Below are 16,012 nucleotides of genomic sequence, written 5' to 3' on the forward strand. Positions count from 1 at the left end.
AACGGCGCCCCGCGGCGATGGCCCATGGCGCTGAGCCTCGTTCTCCTGGGCCTCGTGCTCGCGATCGCCTTCGGGGCGGCGCTGGCGCGCTATCTGCTCCCGCGCGGCCACGAAGTCATTGGCGAAAGCCGGGACATCGCGGCGGGCGTCATCTTTGCCGGCAGCTATCTGGCGCTGGCCATCGGACGGATTCCCGGCCTCAGCATCGACCGGGCGGGCATCGCGCTCGTGGGCGCCGGCCTGATGGTCGCCTCGGGCGCCCTGCCGCTTCAGGACGCCCTGAAGGCGGTCGATCTCGAGACCATCGCGTTGCTGCTCGGCATGATGATCGTCGTCGCCAGTTTGCGGCTGTCGGGCTTCTTCGCCTTCGCCACCGGCTGGGTCATGGCGCGGGCGAAACATGCGCCGATCCTGCTGACCGCGATCGTGGCGACCTCGGGCTTTTTCTCCGCTTTCCTGGTCAACGACGCGATCTGCCTCGTGCTGGCGCCGCTCGTGCTGGACCTGACGGTCGCGCTCAAACGTCGCCCCGCGCCCTACCTGCTCGCCGTGGCGATGGCCTCGAATGTCGGGTCGACCGCGACCATCACCGGCAATCCGCAAAACATCATGATCGGCGGTTTTTCCCACATCTCCTATGCCGCGTTCGCGCTGGCCCTGGCGCCGATCGCGGCGATCGGGCTCGTCGTCGCCGCGGCGCTCATCGCGCTCGTCTATCGGGGCGAGTTCACCGGCGACACGCGCCTCGCGGCGCCGCGGCCCCGGGCGGTCGTCAACCGCGTCCTCGCCATGCGCGCCGTGGCGGCGACGCTCGTCATGATCGCGCTGTTCTTCTTCGGCGTCGCCCCGGCCAAGGCTGCGATCATCATCGGCGGCCTCCTGCTCCTGACCCGCCGGGTGAAAAGCCGGCGGGTCTACGCCGACATCGACTGGTCGCTGCTGCTGATGTTCGCGGGCCTGTTCATCATCGTGGCGGGCGCGCAACACGCGCTTCTGACCTCGGACGTCGTCGCCGCGGTCGGGCGGCTTCGCCTCGATCGGCTTCCTGTCCTGACCGCCGTCGCCGCCATCCTGTCCAATCTGGTCAGCAACGTGCCGGCGGTGCTGATGCTCAGGCCGTTCGTTTCGGCGCTCGCCGATCACGACAAGGCGTGGCTCACGATCGCGATGGCTTCCACGCTCGCCGGCAATTTCACGATTCTGGGCTCGATCGCCAATCTCATTGTCGTGCAGAAGGCGGAGGCGTCCGGCGTGAAGATCGGCTTCTGGGACCATTTCCGTGTCGGCGCGCCGCTGACGCTGATCACGCTCGCCATCGGCGTAGTCTGGCTTTCGTCGTGATCTCGGTCGGGAAACGACGTTCGGCCCGCCTGTCCTGGCAGGCGAACGCCGCGCGCTGCGCGCCTGCGCGGGCGACGCCGCCCTGATGTTCGCGGGCTCCTCCACGGGAACCTTCACCACGACGAGCGTCGGCGCGGGAGGCGCCAAGCTCCTGGTGGCCGGATCTGCTGCAGCGCCCGCAAATCTCGTCCGGTCGATAGGCTACACGCGACGTATCAGGGCGAATACGACGCCGACAACCACGATGACGACCGCCAGCCAGACGAACAGGTGCGCGCCGCTCATGGCGGTCGAAGCGACGCCGCCGAACCCCAGCAGCGCCGCGACGACTGCAATGACGATCAGGATCAGCGCGTAATAAACAAGATTTCCGGGCATGTCGTGGGTCTCCAGGGTCAGGGCCGATGATTGCGAACAACAACGCGAACCGCCCATGTTCGGTTCCTTCCGACAGGGTCGCCAGCCAAGAGATCTTGCGCCGCCCTTGCCGGGCTTGATTGGCGCTACGGGTCGGTGTGGGCCGGGTCGTGTGAGGAAAGTTGTGCAAGATCGCCTGGAGCGAGAGGCGGTCACGGCAGGCCGGCGATGCCAAGTCGCCTGACTTCTTTGTCGGGGAACCGCCGCCATGACCAAGACCGAAGCGAACCTGCGATTGCCGCCGTCAAAGGGCTTTTCGCCGGGAGCCCGGACGGGCTGTGCGAACTCGTTCGCGCGGTGAGACAGGAGATGCTGGAAGCCGAGAGGCCCTTGCCAACCCGGACCGGCTCGCGCGGGTCTGCGATCAGGCCTTATCCAACAGCAATTTGCCCGTGGTCTCGTCGGTCACGAGATAGTTGGCGTAGCCGCCGGCGAGCGCAGCCTTGATCGCCTCGATCTTGTCGACCCCCGAGGCGACCATGACGCCGCAGCTCGCGGCCTTGATCCCCTCGGGCGTGACGCCGATCATGCGCGCGTCCATCTCGCCGACGACATGGCGCCCGTGGACGTCGATGAACCGCCCGCAGATCACGCCGACCGCGCCCTGGCGCCGATACGCGTGCAATTCCTCGGCGTCGACGATGCCCGACTGGACGAGGTGCGTCGTCTCCGAACAATTGCCGACGGAAAACAGCGTCTTCGTCAGCTCCCCGAGCTTTTGCAGCTGGGTGTGGATGATGGGCTCGTTCTTCAGCGCCTCGGCGATTTCCCGGCTCGACAGGATCGCCGGGGCGTGGAGCGTGTAGCAGTCGGCGCCGAGGCTGGAGGCGATGCGGATCGAACTCGTCTCGGCCGCCGGGAGCAACGGCGACTTCATCGAGCCGATCATCTGGCAGATCGTCAGATTGCGGACGTTTCCGCGCGGCATCTCCTCGGACAGCCACTGGATCGTTTCGCCCCAGGCGACCCCCAGCACGTCGCCGGGTTGCACCAGATCGTAGACCGCCATGGCGCCGACGCGCGCGACCTGGCGGCGGACGTCCCGGGCGAGCTTCTCGGGATTGACGTCCGGGCCGGGATACACCGACGCGATGTAGACGTCTTCGAGTCGGTATGCCTCACGCAGGTCCTTGGACAGTTTCGAGACCGAAAAGGACGCGCCGTTGATCCGGATGTCGACGATGGCCTGCTCGCGCGCCTGGCGCAGATAGTTGACCACCGTCGCGCGCGAAACGCCGATGCGCTTGGCGATCTCGCCCTGCGTCAGCCCGTCCTTGTAATAGAGGATCGCCACGTTCGCGAGCACGCTCGCGCTTCTTTGCGGGAGAACCCGCTCGTCCTTCGCCGTCGCGAGATCCGAGGTCATCGAGGCGGTTCCACCATGTCAACGAGAGCGTCGCCGCGCGGGGGCGCGCTGCGACGGCCAGTCGGCAAGCCCGCTCACCCGCGCTCGGGAAACAGGGCCTTCAGCCCCTCGCGCGAGGCTTCCGCCACGCCGCGTTCGGTGATCAGGCCGGTCACGAGCCGCGCCGGCGTCACGTCGAAGGCCGGGTTGGCGACCGGACTGGCGTCGGGCGAAATCCGCACCCGGACGATCGCGCCGTCGGCGTCCCGCCCCTGCACGAACGACACTTCGTCCCCGCCGCGCTCCTCGATCGGAATCTCCTTGACGCCGTCGTCGACGGTCCAGTCGATGGTCGGCGACGGCAGCGCCACATAGAACGGCACGCCGTTGTCCCGCGCCGCGAGCGCCTTGAGATAGGTGCCGATCTTGTTGCACACGTCGCCGCGGGCGGTGGTGCGGTCGGTGCCGACGATGACCATGTCGACCAGACCGTGCTGCATCATGTGGCCGCCGGCGTTGTCGACGATCAGGGTATGGGGAACGCCGTGGTTGCTCATCTCCCAGGCGGTGAGATGGGCGCCCTGATTGCGCGGCCGGGTCTCGTCCACGAACACGTGCACCGGCAGGCCCTCTTCCATCGCCAGATAGATCGGGGCGGTCGCGGTGCCCCAATCCACCGTCGCGAGCCAGCCCGCGTTGCAATGGGTGAGGATGTTGACGCGCTCGCCGGGCTTCTTGCCCGCGGCGATGCGGCGAATGATCGCCAGGCCCTCGGCGCCGATCGCGCGGTTGAGGGCGACGTCTTCGTCGGCGATTTCGGCGGCGCGCGCGTAGGCCGCGGCGGCGCGGGCCGCTGGGGACAAAGGACGAAGCAGTTTGCGCATGTCGTCGAGCGCCCAGCGCAGGTTGATCGCGGTCGGGCGCGTTTCGTGAAGCTTCTCCCAGGCGGCGTCGAGCGCGGCGTCGCCGGCGTCCTCGCGCATCGCCATCGCCACGCCATAGGCGGCCGTGACCCCGATCAACGGGGCCCCGCGCACCCACATGTCGCGGATCGCGACGGCGGCGTCCTCGACGCTGCCGAGCGTGACCACCCGAAACGCGTGCGGCAGCCAGCGCTGGTCGATGATATCGACGCTGCGCCCGTCTTGGTTGAGCCAGATGGTACGGTAGGGGCGGCCCTGGATGTTCACGATACGCTCCCCGCGTCGAGGCGCTCGGCGAGGGCGGCGATCCGGCCCAGGCCCTGAAGCGCGCTCCGGTTGACGGCCAGATGCCGCCCGAACTTCAGCGCCGCGGCTTCGCAGCGCGCCCTCAGATTCGGATCCTCGATCGTCTCGAAATCCGCGTTGTGGGCGAGGCCGAGGATGCGGCGATGAATCTCGACGCCGGCGAAGCCGAGCATGTCGACCCAGACCCCGTGCAGAACGCAATCGAGCGCCTGCTCGGCGGCGAGGGCGTCGCCCTGATCCTCGAACAGGGCGCGCGGGTAGAGAATGCCGGTCCGCTCGGTGCGCCACAGCCGACCGAACTCGGCGCAGAACACGCGCCAGATCTCCTCGACGACGCCGAGGAGATAGGCCCGCATCGGTCCGCGATCGCCGTTCGCCTCGTGCCCGGCCTGCGCGAAGTAGTTCATCCAGAAGTTCGCCAGCATCATGCCGACGTCGAACGCCATCGGTCCGTAGAACGCGAACTCCGGATCGATGACGCGGGTGTCGTCGTCGGTGACCATGACCGATCCGGTGTGGAGGTCGCCGTGAAGCAGCGTCTCGGCGTTGGCTGCGAACAGGTGCTTCAGCCGCTGAGCCTCGACCTTGAGATCGCGATCGGCGCGGAGCTCGGCCACCAGTTCGTCGAGCTGTGGGCTCGTATGACGGTTCTTTTCGGCGGCGAAATAGGGATCGGAGAACACCAGATCCTCGGTGATCGCGCACAGCGCCACATTGTCGGCGAACAGCGCGAGATCCGCCTTGCGTCTGGCGGTCTCCATCGAAAGGTCCGAGCCGCGAAACAGCGTGCGCGCCGCGAACAGGCCGAGATCGCGCGCGACCTTCGGCAGTCGCCGGCCCTCGATCAGCGCCCGCCGCAGGATCACGTGCGGCGTCAGGTATTCCATGACGACCAGCGCCTGGTCGGCGTCGAAATGGAACACTTGCGGCGTGCGGCCGGGGTCGCGTTCGGCCTGCCTGATGAGCGCGTTGGTCTCGAAAAACGTCCGCTTGAGCGGCAGCGGCCAGCTTTCGCCGACCAGCCTCACGTAGGGCAGCGCCTGCTTGACGACCGCGCTCCCGGCCTCGCCCTCGACGATGAAGACCAGATTGAGGTTGCCGTCGCCGACCTCGCGCACGCGCCATCGCGCCGTGCGTTCGCCGATCCGCGCGCGTAAGGCCGCGTTGCTCGCGAGCCGCTCGGCGAGCGTCTCCACGGTCAGCGCTTGGAACCCTTGCATGGTCGCCCCCCGTTTGTGTCGAGCGAACGGCGCCGGCGGCGCCGAAACGCCAATTCGATACGCGATATCGCTAGCAAATGTCAATTGACTTGACATTTACCACATGACCGGGCAAGGGAGTCGCCGTCCTGATGGGCCGAGGGGAGGACTGGGTGGTCGAGAATGCGGCGTTCCGTATCGAGGGACTGCGCAAGTCGTTCGGCCCGGTTCAGGTCCTCGACGGCGTCGACCTGACGCTGCGCCCGGGCTCCGTCACCGTCCTGATGGGCGCCAACGGAGCGGGAAAATCGACGCTGGTCAAGATCGTCAGCGCCGTCCACCCCCGCGACGCCGGGCGGATCACCCTCGCCGGACAGCCCTATGCGCCCGCCTCGCCCGCCGAAGCGATCCGCGCGGGCGTCGTCACCGTGCACCAGAACATCAACGACGGCGTCGTCGCCGGCCTCGACGTCGCCACCAACCTCACCCTCGACCGGCTGAACGGCTCGGGCGCCGGGTTCTTCTTCAATCCGCGCCGCGTGCGTCGCCAGGCGCGCGCGGTCGCCGAGCGCATGGGGCTTCGCCTCGATCTGAAAGCCGAGGTCAGCGCCCTGACCCTCGCCAATCGCCAGCTGGTGGCGATCGCCCGCGCGATGGCGCACGAACCCAAGGTCCTGATTCTCGACGAGCCGACGTCGTCGCTTTCCAGCGCCGAGGCGGACCGGCTGTTCGAGGTGCTCGATCGCCTGCGCGCCAACGGCGTCGCCATCCTCTATATTTCGCATCGCATGTCGGATATCCGGCGCCTCGCCGACACCATCGTCGCCTTGCGCGACGGCCGCGTCTCCGGCGTTTTCGAGGGACCGGCGCTCGACTACGAGGGCGCCGTCGACGCCATGCTCGGCAAGAAGACCAGTCTCGACGCCGTGGTCGTGCAGGACGCGTCCGACCCGGTGCTCCGGGTCGACGCTCTGCGGCTCGCGCCGGGGGCGCGGCCCTTTTCGCTCACCCTCGCCGACGGCGAGATCGTCGTCGTCACCGGGCTCGTCGGGGTCGGCAAGACGGCGCTCGCCGAAACGCTGTTCGGCGCCCGCGCGCCGATCGGCGGGACCATGACGCTCGACGGCGCGGCCTACGCGCCCGCTTCGACGCGGCGCGCGATCGAACGCGGCGTCTTCCTGATCGCCAAGGAGCGCACGGAAAGCGGCGTCGTCCCGGATTTCAATCTCTACGAGAACATCAGCCTTCCCTTCCTGAAGCGCCTGTCCTCGTTCGGCGTCGCCAATCGCGGCCGGGAACGCGCGCAGGCGCGCGCCCAGATCGACTCGCTCGGCATCGTCTGCCGGACGGAGCGGGACGACCTGCAGACGCTGTCGGGCGGCAATCAACAGAAGGTGGTGGTCGGGCGCTGGTTGAGCCAGTCGGCGCGGGTGTTGATCCTCGACGAGCCGTTCCAGGGCGTCGACATCGCCGCGCGGCGCGACATCGCGAGCAAGCTGCGCGCCTCGGCGCGCGGGCGCGCCACGCTGTTCTTCCTGACCGAGCTGGACGAAGTGTTCGAAGTGGCCGACCGGATCCTGGTGATGTCGGAACATACGCTGGTCGGCGAACACCGGAATTCCGGCGTCGACAGTCAGAGGCTTCTGGCCGAGATCGCGGGCCGGATCGGGAAGGCCGCTTGAAATGACGGACGAGACGAAACGCGACGGCGCCTTTGCCGCTTCCGGGGGGCGACCCGCGCGGGTCGCGACCACGACGGCGGCCCTCGACATCGCGATCAAGTACGGCTTTCTCGCCCTCCTGGCCGGCCTGATCGTGTTCTTCAGCGTTATGTCGACCGGCTTCGCCTCGGCGCAGAGCGCGGTCTTCATCCTGCAATCGGTCTCCATCACCGGCATTCTGGCGCTCGGCGTCACGGCGACGCTGGTGGTCGGCGGGTTCGATCTGTCGATCGGCGCGGTCGCGACGACCGCGATGATGGCCTCGGCCTATGTCATGGTCGTGTTGCGCGGCGACGCGGTCAGCGCAACTCTGGCGTGCCTCGCCATCGGCGTGATCGTCGGCCTCCTCAACGGCTTCCTGATCGTCTACATGCGCGTCCCCGACCTGCTGGCGACGCTCGGCATGATGTTCCTGCTCGTGGGGCTGCAACGCATCCCGACCGAGGGCCGCTCCATCGCCACCGGCATGACTCTCCCCGACGGATCGGTCGCGACCGGCAAGTTCAGCCCCGGATTCCTCGCCCTCGGTCGCCACCGCTTCGATCTCGTCGTTCCCGATCTCCTGCCGGTCTCGGTGGTCGTGCTGCTGACGCTGGCGGTGCTGATCTGGTTCTTTCTCGAATACACCCGCTTCGGCCGCCTGATGTACGCCGTCGGCTCCAACGCGCGCGCGGCGCAACTCGCCGGAACCCCGGTCAACGCCTACCGGATCGGCGCCTACGTCATCTCCGGCGTGTTCGCCTCGATCGGCGGCGTCATGCTGGCTGCCCGCCTCGGCCGGGGCGACATCGCTTCGGGCAACAATCTTCTGCTCGATTCGGTCGCGGCGGCGCTGATCGGCTACGCGGTGCTCGGCGCCTCCAAGCCCAACGCCTTCGGCACCGCCATCGGCTCGCTGTTCGTCGGCGTGCTCCTGCAGGGGCTGACGATGATGAACGCGCCCTATTACACCCAGGATTTCGTGAAGGGGGCGGTGCTCGTGATCGCCCTGGTGTTCACTTTTGCGCTCTCGAAGACAGGCAAACGCTGACGGCAAAGAAACATCGGGGCGTCAGCGAATCGAGCGCTTTAGCCGGTGTAACGCGGAGGAGAAACCAATGACAATGACGCGTAGAGGTCTGGCCGGGTTCGTCCTGGGGCTGCTGGGCGCGACCGCGCTGGGGAGCGCTGCCTGGGCCGCCGGCGAGCCGGCCCCGTTCGATCACCCCGAGAAGGTCAAGATCGCGCTGGTGCGTTATCTCTCGACCGGCGACTTCTTCCAGTCCTATCTCGCCGGCGTGCAGGCGCAGGCCAAGGCGCTCGGCGTCGACCTGCACGTCTTCGACAGCCGTCAGGACGCAGCGCTTCAGGCGGACATGGTCGACCAGGCGATCGCGCTCGGCGTCAACGGCATCATCATCCAGCACGGCCTGACCGAATCGATGAAGGAGGCCGCCGCCCGCGCCGTCAAGGCCGGCATCAAGGTCGTCGCCTTCGACGTCAACGTCGAGAACGACAAGATTCCCCAGATCGAGCAGTCGGATCGCGATCTGGCGCGGCTGGCGCTCGAGCAAGCGATCAAGGACAACGGCGAAAGCTGGAAGGCCGGCTATGTCTACGTCGCCGGCATCGCCCCGCTCGACCGGCGCGACGAGACCTGGAAGGCGTTCAAGGCCAAATACCCGGGCATCAAGGAAGTCGCGATGTTCGGCACGCTCGACAACCCGATCGCCAATTCGGTGGCGAACCAGGCGCGCTCGGTCATCTCCGCCCACCCCGACATCACCGTGATGTTCGCGCCCTACGACGAATTCGCCAAGGGCGTGAAAATCGCCGTCGACGAAGCGGGCATGTCGTCCAAGGTCAAGATCTACTCGGCCGACATCTCGACCTCGGACATCTCGGCGATGCGCGAACCCGGCAGCGCCTGGGCGGCGACCGCGGCCACCAACCCGGCGGTGGTCGGTCAGGTGTCCGTGCGCGCGCTGGCGATGCTGCTGGCGGGCGAAGATCCGGGACACGAAGTCATCGTGCCGCCGACGCTGATCACGCAAAAGCAGCTCAACGACAACGACATCAAGAATATGGAGGAGCTCGCGGTCAAGCTGCCGCAGTTCGCCCACGCCGATGTCGCCGTGCCCAAGTGGATGCCCTTGCCCGGCGCAAAATAGGGCTCTTCACTGGTTTCCGCGGGGTCCCGGCCAGCGGCCGATCAGATCGCGACCCCGCGGACCAGCGAAAACCGGAGCGGCGCCTCCCCGTCCCCGCCGGGACATCGTCGGGAGGCGCCCGCACGGCGGGCGAGGCCCGCGAACGACCGATCGACGGAGACGGCCACATGGACAACGCAAAGTCGACCGGGGATGTCGCGCTCGGCATTCGCCGTCGCGTCTTCGAGCATTCGATCCGCAACAACGGCGGCTACATGAGCCAGGCGTGTTCGGCGGCCGAACAGCTCGCCTGGCTCTACAACGAGGAACTGCGCCTCGGCGAACCCACGCTGCCGATGATCCCGAAACCCTTCGGCGGCGTCCCGAGCGCGGGAAACACGGACTATCAAACCGGCGCCGGCTACAATGGGCCGGCCGAGCCGCAATACGACCGCCTGTTCATCGCGCCCGCGCATTACGCGCTGGTCGCCTATGCGACGCTGATCGAGGTGGGCCGAATGGCGCCCGAAGGCCTCGAGATGTTCAACAAGGACGGCTCCTCGGTCGAGATGATCGGCGCCGAGCATTCTCCCGGCATGGAGATGCACAACGGCACGCTCGGCATCGGCCTTTCGACCGGGGCGGGCCTCGCCTGGGGGCGTCGCCGCAAGGGCGAACCCGGCCGGGTCTGGGTGTTCATGTCGGACGGCGAGGTGCAGGAGGGCCAGGTCTGGGAAGCCGTGCAGGCCGCGGCCTACCACGCCATCGACAATCTCTACGCCATCATGGACGTCAACGCCCAGCAGTGCGACGGCGCGATGGAAAGCGTGATGGACGCCCGCGACATCCGGGCGAAGTTCGAGGCGTTCGGCGCCCGCTGCGTCGAGATCGACGGCCACGACCTCGAGGCGTTGCGCCAGGCCGCGCGGGAACCGCACCCGGGCAAGCCGCTGATCATCCTCGCCCACACCGTTCCCTATCGGGGAATGAGCTTCCTCAAGCGCCGATTCCCGCGGCTGCACTACGTCCGCTTCCAGTCTGAGGAGGAGCGGGCGGACATGAACGGCGCCATCGCCGAGGAACTCGGAATCCCGCCCGTCGATTACGCTCATTGAGGTCGCGCCCATGGTCGAGATGGTCACACGTCCCTACGCCGGCGCCTTCGAGGCCTACGCGCTCGCCCACCCCGAGGTGCTCTGCCTGTCGGCGGACCTGACCTCGTCGTGCGAGATCGACGGTTTTCGCGACCGCCATCCGGAGCAGTTCGTCTCGCTCGGCATGGCCGAGCAGAACATGATGAGCTTCGCCGGCGGGCTCGGCCTCGCCGGCTTCCGGCCGTTCCTGCACACCTTCGGCGTCTTCCTCTATCGCCGCCCCTACGATCAGCTGATCGCCTCGGTCGCCTATCCGCGCCGCAAGGTGCGGCTGATGGGGTTCCTGCCCGGGGTGACGACGCCGGGCGGCATGACGCATCAGGCGATCGAGGACATCTCGGTGATGCGCTCGATCCCCAACATGACGATCCTCGAGACCGGCGACGCGACCGAGGTCGAATCGATCTGCGCGGCCGCCGACTCGATCGACGGCCCAGTCTATTGCCGCGTGCTGCGCGGCTCCGTGCCGCGCCTGTTCGACAGCCCGATCGAGGTCGGCCGGATGCGCGAGCTCAGCGCCGGGTCGGACGTGCTGGTCGTCACCGCCGGCGTCGCGACCGAGGAGGCGTTGCGCGCGCGCGGCGCGCTGAAGGCCGCGGGCGTTTCGATCCGCCACCTCCACATCAACACCGTCAAGCCGTTCGACGAGCGGCCGCTGCTCGACCACATCGCCAGTGTCAAGCACGGCGTGATCACGCTCGAAAACCACGTCACCGAAGGCGGCATCGGTTCACTGGTCGCCGAGATCATGGCGGATCACGGCGTCGGCAAGCGGCTGATCCGCCTCGGCCTCAAGGACACCTACGCCCACGGCGGATCGCGGCCCTATCTGATGCGCCACTACGGACTCGACGCCTCGGCGCTGGTCGCGGGCGTCGAAAGGTTGCTCGGGCGCATATTCGGCGTTACCGAGGCCGACCTCGACGCCGTTCGCGTCGACGCCGTCCATTCGTCCGCCAAGGCGGAGGCGCTATGACCAGCCGGTTCGTCGTCCACTATCGCATCTTCGCCTCCAGCCGCGACGAAGCCGCCGAGCGCGCCGCGGGAATCGCCCTCGAGCAGACGGTCGAGATTCCGCGCGACGTCGTGCCGCGCGGCTATATCGAGGACGAAATCGTCGGGCGGATCGAGTCGCTCGCCGAGGAGGACGAGGGGCGCCATCTGGCGCGGATCTCCTACAGCCCCGACAGCGTCGGGGCCGAACTGCCGCAGCTGCTCAACGTCATGTTCGGCAACTCCTCGATCCAGAAGGGGATCAAGGTCGTCGGGCTCGATCTCGGAGCGACGCTCGCGGAGCGCTTTCCCGGGGCCCGGTTCGGCGTCGACGGCGTGCGCCGGCGCGCCGGGCGGCCGGCGGGAGGGCTGATTGCGCCGGTCATCAAGCCGCAAGGCAGCGACGCCGACACCCTCGCGGGCATCGCCTATCGCTGTGCGCTCGCCGGGGCGGACGTGGTCAAGGACGATCACGGCCTGACCGACCAGGCGATGGCGCCGTTCCGGACGCGGTGCGAAAAGGTCGCGTCTGCGGTCGCGCGGGCCAACCGCGAGACGGGCGGCTCGTGCCTCTATTTTCCCAATCTGGCGGGGCGCAGCGACGACCTGATGGATTTCGCCGGTTTCGCCAGGGATTGTGGCGCGGGCGGCGTCCTCGTCATCCCGGGCCTGTTCGGGTTCGACCTGATCCGCCGGCTGGCGGCGGACGAGACGTTCGACTTGCCGATCATGGCGCACCCGAGCTTCCTCGGCAGTTCCGTGCTCTCGGACACGTTCGGTTTCACCCACGGCATGATGTTCGGCGTCCTTCAGCGCCTGGCCGGCGCCGACATCTCGATCTTCCCCAACGTCGGCGGCCGATTCGGCTTCAGTGCGGCCGAGTGCCTCGACATCGCCGGCGCGTGCCGCGACCCGGCCGGCGTCGGCAGACGGATCTTTCCCAGTCCCGGCGGCGGCATGAGCGTGGAACGCGCCGGCGACATGAAGCAGATGTACGGCGACGATGTCGTGTTCCTGCTCGGCGGCAGCCTGTTGCGCTACGGCGACCGGATCGGCGAGGCGATCACCGCAATGAGGAGCGCGCTGAGGGCCGCGAACGGCCGCGCCCAGTCGGAGCCAGCCGACTGAGCGCAGCAGTCGGGTTCGATGCGCTGAAATCAGAGGCCCGAGGCAGGAGGGGCGAGTCGCCCGCCGCCGACGATCATCCTGTACACCACGAGCACGACGATCGCTCCGATCACCGCGACGATCAGGCTCCACAGATTGAGGCCCGTCACCCCACGTTCGCCGAACGCGCTGAACAGGTACCCGCCGACCACGGCGCCGATGACGCCGAGGACGATGTCCATGACGATTCCCTCGCCCGTTCTGTTCACGATCTTGCTGCCTATGAATCCCGCGATCAAACCGAGAATAATCCAACTGACAAAGCCCATGTAAGGAGCAGTGTTCGCAACGTTGTCCATGGGAAGGCTCCATTGGCGCTGGTCATCCGCGACCGCCGACCCAGAGACGCCTGGGCGGCGTCGTTGTTCCGCAACCGTCGCGGATTTGCCGGCATGGCGGCCATGCGATTGCGACGCTCTGCCGGCGGAACAGCGGGCCGTGGGAGGCGCGAAGCCCTCTGGCGCGCCTCGCGGCAATGTGGGGACTCTGCGCGGCGGACCGACATCGCCAACGAATCGACGCGTCAGATCGGCGGCTGGATCAGTTGATCATAAACCCACCGCAAACCGGCAATTCGACGCCGGTGATGAAGCTCGCCTCATCAGACGCAAAGAAGCACACGGCGTTGGCAATATCCTGCGGCTGCCCCATGCGGGTCAGCGGCATGCTCTTAAGCCAACCCTCTTTTATCGCTTGCGGAACATCCTTGAGCATATCGGTTTCGATCACGCCAGGCTCAATCGCGTTCACAGTGATGTTGTAGCGTCCTAATTCCTTGGCGAGCGTTTTCGTCAGCCCGAGCATACCAGCTTTCGCAGCTGCATAATTAGCCTGACCGATGTTCCCATAGGCGGATGTTGACGAAATATTGATGATGCGTCCCCATTTCTTTTCTCGCATATAGGGCGCCGCGGCGCTGGTCAGCAGAAATGTGCCGGTCAGATTCACGTCGATCACCCGTTTCCACTGCTCCAGGGACATCTTATGAAAGATGGCGTCGCTGGTTATGCCGGCATTGTTGACAAGAATATCGACGGTTCCAAGTTTCTTTGCGATTGCCGAGATCGCGGCGGTGACGGAGTCCTGACTGCTGACGTCGCAGGGAAGCGCCAGACTTCTCCCGCCGGACGGGTCGAGTGAATGTGCGCAATCGACTGCAGCGCTTTCGTTGATGTCCAGAATGGCTACCCGGCATCCTTCATCAAGGAGTTTCTTCGCCGTCGCGGCGCCGATGCCGCGTCCGGCGCCGCTGACGACGGCGACCTCGTTTTGGAATCTCATCACTCGACCTCTTTGACGTCGGGCTGCGGGTTCCGCCCTCGCGCCTTGACGTCCACGTTGTTCCGGGGCGATCGCGATATCTTGATCGATCAAATCCGCATTTGGCGGTTCACCGTTACGGTTTCGGATAGTCGTAGAAACCACTGCCCGTCTTCACGCCGAGTTTGCCCTGGGCGACGTAACGCCTGAGAAGCTCGCGCGCTTCGACCGGCAGACCCGGCCGTTCGGCCGCATAATGGTCCTCGATATCGAGGACCACATCGAGACCGACCTGATCCATCAGCCGGAACGGGGAGGCCTCGGTGGCGAGCACCTCCCGAAAGAGCGCGTCGACGTCCTCCGGTGTGGCGATCCCCTCGGCGATCACTTGAATCGCCTCGCGTTTGATCGCCGCCCAGACGCGGTTGAAGATCAGGCCGGTGCTTTCCTTCATCGCGACATAGGGCGCGAAGCCCCACCGCGGCAGGGTCTCCTTCAGGAAGTGAATATAGGCCTCATCCGTCTTCCCACAGGTCATCAACTCGACAGAGCGTAGCTTCGGCAGGTAGAAATGCATGTTGAGCACGCGCTCGGGCCGGGTGACCTTGCCGATCACCTCGCTCGATTTATAGGAAGAGGAGTTGGTGGCCAGGATGGCGCCCGGGGGCGCGAGTCGGTCGAACTCGCCAAAAAGGGCCGTCTTCAGATCCGGTTTCTCCGCCACCGCCTCGACGACGAGCCATGCGTCCCGCACAGCGGAGGCGAGATCGGGCGCGGTCACGATTCGGCCGGGCGTTGCGCCGGGAATCGTCTTGCAGGCGTCCGCGACCGTCTCGCGCGCATAGGCGGCGCCCTCGTCGGCGACGCGTTGGTTGCTGTCGTAGGCGCGGACCTCGCCGCCTCGGGTGGCGAACCTCGCGGCGAGCCGTCGACCCATCGTGCCCATGCCGATCACAGCGATCGGCCGAGACTCCAACTCATCAATCTCCGGAAGCTTGATCATTTTCGGCGTCCCTAGTTTCTGTCTTCAATTTGGCGGTCGCTACGCAATCCGCGCGTCGGTGATGATCCCGAGCCATCCCGCGCTCGCAATGACCTGTGTCCTGTCGTCAGCCCGCATTCCTCAGGCTCAGAATGCGCCGGGCTTCGGCGGGAGTCGCCGGCTCCAGGTCCAGTTCGGCCATGATCCGCGCCATTTTCGCGACCATCTCCGCATTGGTTTTCGCCAGTTTGCCCTTGCTCAGATACAGGTTGTCCTCCATGCCGACGCGCACGTGGCCGCCCAGGATCAGCGCCAGCGTCGCATCGGGAAATTCGGCTTTGCCGGCCCCGATCACCGACCAGTTGTAGCTGTCCTTGCCGAACAGCCGATCGGCGGTCTGATGCATGGTGATGATGTCGTAGGGGCTCGAACCGATCCCGCCGAGGATGCCGGTCACGAATTGCATGGTGATGGGCGGCTTCACGACGCCGGCCTGGAGCAGATAGGCGATGTTGTGGAGATGCCCGACATCATAGGCCTCGAGCTCCGGCTTCGTTCCGTTCGCGTCCATGATTCGGCACATCGCCTCCATGGACTTGAAGGTATTCTGGAAAACGAAGTCCCGGCTCGACTCCAGGAACTGCCCTTCCCAGGGGAACTGGAATTCCTTCAGCTTGTTGGCGAGCGGGAACATGCCCCAGTTCATCGACCCCGTGTTCATCGAGGCCAGTTCAGGCTTGAACGCCGGCACCACCGCGAGACGTTCCTCGACCGACATTCCGGCGCCCCCGCCCGTGGTGATGCAGATGACGACGTCGTCGTTGTTCGCCCTGATCCCATCGACGATCCGGCGATAGAGGTTCAGATCGGACGAAGGCTGGCCGGTTTCGGGGTTGCGGGCATGGATGTGCACGATGGCCGCCCCGGCATTGGCTGCGCCCAGGGCGTTTTCGACGATCTGTTCGGGGGTGATCGGAAGATACGGCGTCATGCTGGGAAGGTGAATTGCGCCGGTAATCGCACAGCTGATCACTCTTTTGTTGGATGCTGCGGGCATTGTTGGTGTTCCTTGTCG

15 protein-coding genes are annotated in these 16,012 nt (G+C 66.6%); 7 read left to right on the forward strand and 8 right to left on the reverse strand.

Annotation, left to right across the window (positions count from 1 at the left end; all coding sequences use genetic code 11):
- The first annotated feature begins 24 nt into the window (after positions 1-24).
- Positions 25-1,341, forward strand: a complete 1,317-nt coding sequence (locus DFR50_RS03885) for an anion transporter (protein WP_170153045.1) — start codon at positions 25-27, stop codon at positions 1,339-1,341.
- A gap of 201 nt (positions 1,342-1,542) precedes the next feature.
- On the opposite strand, the gene DFR50_RS03890 is transcribed toward DFR50_RS03885, so the two are convergent.
- From DFR50_RS03890 to mtnK, 4 genes are all read right to left on the reverse strand, one after another.
- Entirely contained in the window at positions 1,543-1,719 is a 177-nt protein-coding gene (locus tag DFR50_RS03890) for a DUF1328 family protein (protein ID WP_113887886.1), read from the reverse strand.
- 403 nt (positions 1,720-2,122) lie between these two features.
- Positions 2,123-3,124 carry a sugar-binding transcriptional regulator gene (locus tag DFR50_RS03895; protein ID WP_113887887.1) on the reverse strand — a complete coding sequence of 334 codons (1,002 nt, stop codon included), beginning with the start codon at positions 3,122-3,124 and terminating at the stop codon, positions 2,123-2,125.
- 74 nt (positions 3,125-3,198) lie between these two features.
- The gene (mtnA, locus tag DFR50_RS03900) at positions 3,199-4,293 is read right to left on the reverse strand and encodes an S-methyl-5-thioribose-1-phosphate isomerase (RefSeq protein ID WP_113887888.1); all 1,095 of its coding nucleotides are present in this window, start codon (positions 4,291-4,293) and stop codon (positions 3,199-3,201) included.
- A complete protein-coding gene (mtnK, locus tag DFR50_RS03905) occupies positions 4,290-5,552 on the reverse strand; it encodes an S-methyl-5-thioribose kinase (RefSeq protein ID WP_113887889.1) in 1,263 nt (420 codons plus the stop codon). The genes mtnA and mtnK overlap by 4 nt, the downstream gene beginning before the upstream one ends.
- Positions 5,553-5,683: 131 nt before the next feature.
- Here mtnK and DFR50_RS03910 point away from each other — a divergent pair, with 131 nt between their 5' ends.
- The 6 genes from DFR50_RS03910 (at position 5,684) to DFR50_RS03935 (ending at position 12,656) form a co-directional block, all read left to right on the forward strand.
- A complete protein-coding gene (locus tag DFR50_RS03910) occupies positions 5,684-7,213 on the forward strand; it encodes a sugar ABC transporter ATP-binding protein (protein WP_113887890.1) in 1,530 nt (509 codons plus the stop codon).
- Between the two features lie 148 nt (positions 7,214-7,361).
- Positions 7,362-8,282 (forward strand): ABC transporter permease, encoded by a 921-nt coding sequence (locus DFR50_RS03915; RefSeq protein ID WP_245427302.1) that lies wholly within the window; start codon positions 7,362-7,364, stop codon positions 8,280-8,282.
- Between the two features lie 67 nt (positions 8,283-8,349).
- Positions 8,350-9,402 carry a substrate-binding domain-containing protein gene (locus DFR50_RS03920; protein WP_113887892.1) on the forward strand — a complete coding sequence of 351 codons (1,053 nt, stop codon included), beginning with the start codon at positions 8,350-8,352 and terminating at the stop codon, positions 9,400-9,402.
- 167 nt (positions 9,403-9,569) lie between these two features.
- The gene (locus tag DFR50_RS03925; protein WP_113887893.1) at positions 9,570-10,496 is read left to right on the forward strand and encodes a transketolase; all 927 of its coding nucleotides are present in this window, start codon (positions 9,570-9,572) and stop codon (positions 10,494-10,496) included.
- 10 nt (positions 10,497-10,506) lie between these two features.
- Entirely contained in the window at positions 10,507-11,511 is a 1,005-nt protein-coding gene (locus DFR50_RS03930; protein WP_113887894.1) for a transketolase family protein, read from the forward strand.
- Positions 11,508-12,656, forward strand: coding sequence for a RuBisCO large subunit C-terminal-like domain-containing protein (locus DFR50_RS03935; protein WP_113887895.1), 1,149 nt, complete (start codon positions 11,508-11,510; stop codon positions 12,654-12,656). Before DFR50_RS03930 ends, DFR50_RS03935 begins: the two co-directional genes overlap by 4 nt.
- 29 nt (positions 12,657-12,685) lie before the next feature.
- Here DFR50_RS03935 and DFR50_RS03940 read toward each other — a convergent pair whose 3' ends face one another.
- From DFR50_RS03940 to DFR50_RS03955, 4 genes are all read right to left on the reverse strand, one after another.
- Positions 12,686-12,964 carry a GlsB/YeaQ/YmgE family stress response membrane protein gene (locus DFR50_RS03940; protein WP_113887896.1) on the reverse strand — a complete coding sequence of 93 codons (279 nt, stop codon included), beginning with the start codon at positions 12,962-12,964 and terminating at the stop codon, positions 12,686-12,688.
- A 271-nt stretch (positions 12,965-13,235) separates the two neighbouring features.
- Positions 13,236-13,976 carry a 3-oxoacyl-ACP reductase FabG gene (gene fabG / locus DFR50_RS03945; RefSeq protein WP_113887897.1) on the reverse strand — a complete coding sequence of 247 codons (741 nt, stop codon included), beginning with the start codon at positions 13,974-13,976 and terminating at the stop codon, positions 13,236-13,238.
- 115 nt (positions 13,977-14,091) lie between these two features.
- Positions 14,092-14,958: a 3-hydroxyacyl-CoA dehydrogenase family protein gene (locus DFR50_RS03950; RefSeq protein ID WP_113887898.1), complete on the reverse strand. Its 867-nt coding sequence runs from the start codon at positions 14,956-14,958 to the stop codon at positions 14,092-14,094.
- 106 nt (positions 14,959-15,064) lie between these two features.
- Positions 15,065-15,994, reverse strand: a complete 930-nt coding sequence (locus tag DFR50_RS03955) for a beta-keto acid cleavage family enzyme (RefSeq protein WP_113887899.1) — start codon at positions 15,992-15,994, stop codon at positions 15,065-15,067.
- Between the last annotated feature and the right edge of the window lie 18 nt (positions 15,995-16,012).

It is taken from the genome of Roseiarcus fermentans (assembly GCF_003315135.1).
Taxonomy (GTDB): domain Bacteria; phylum Pseudomonadota; class Alphaproteobacteria; order Rhizobiales; family Beijerinckiaceae; genus Roseiarcus; species Roseiarcus fermentans.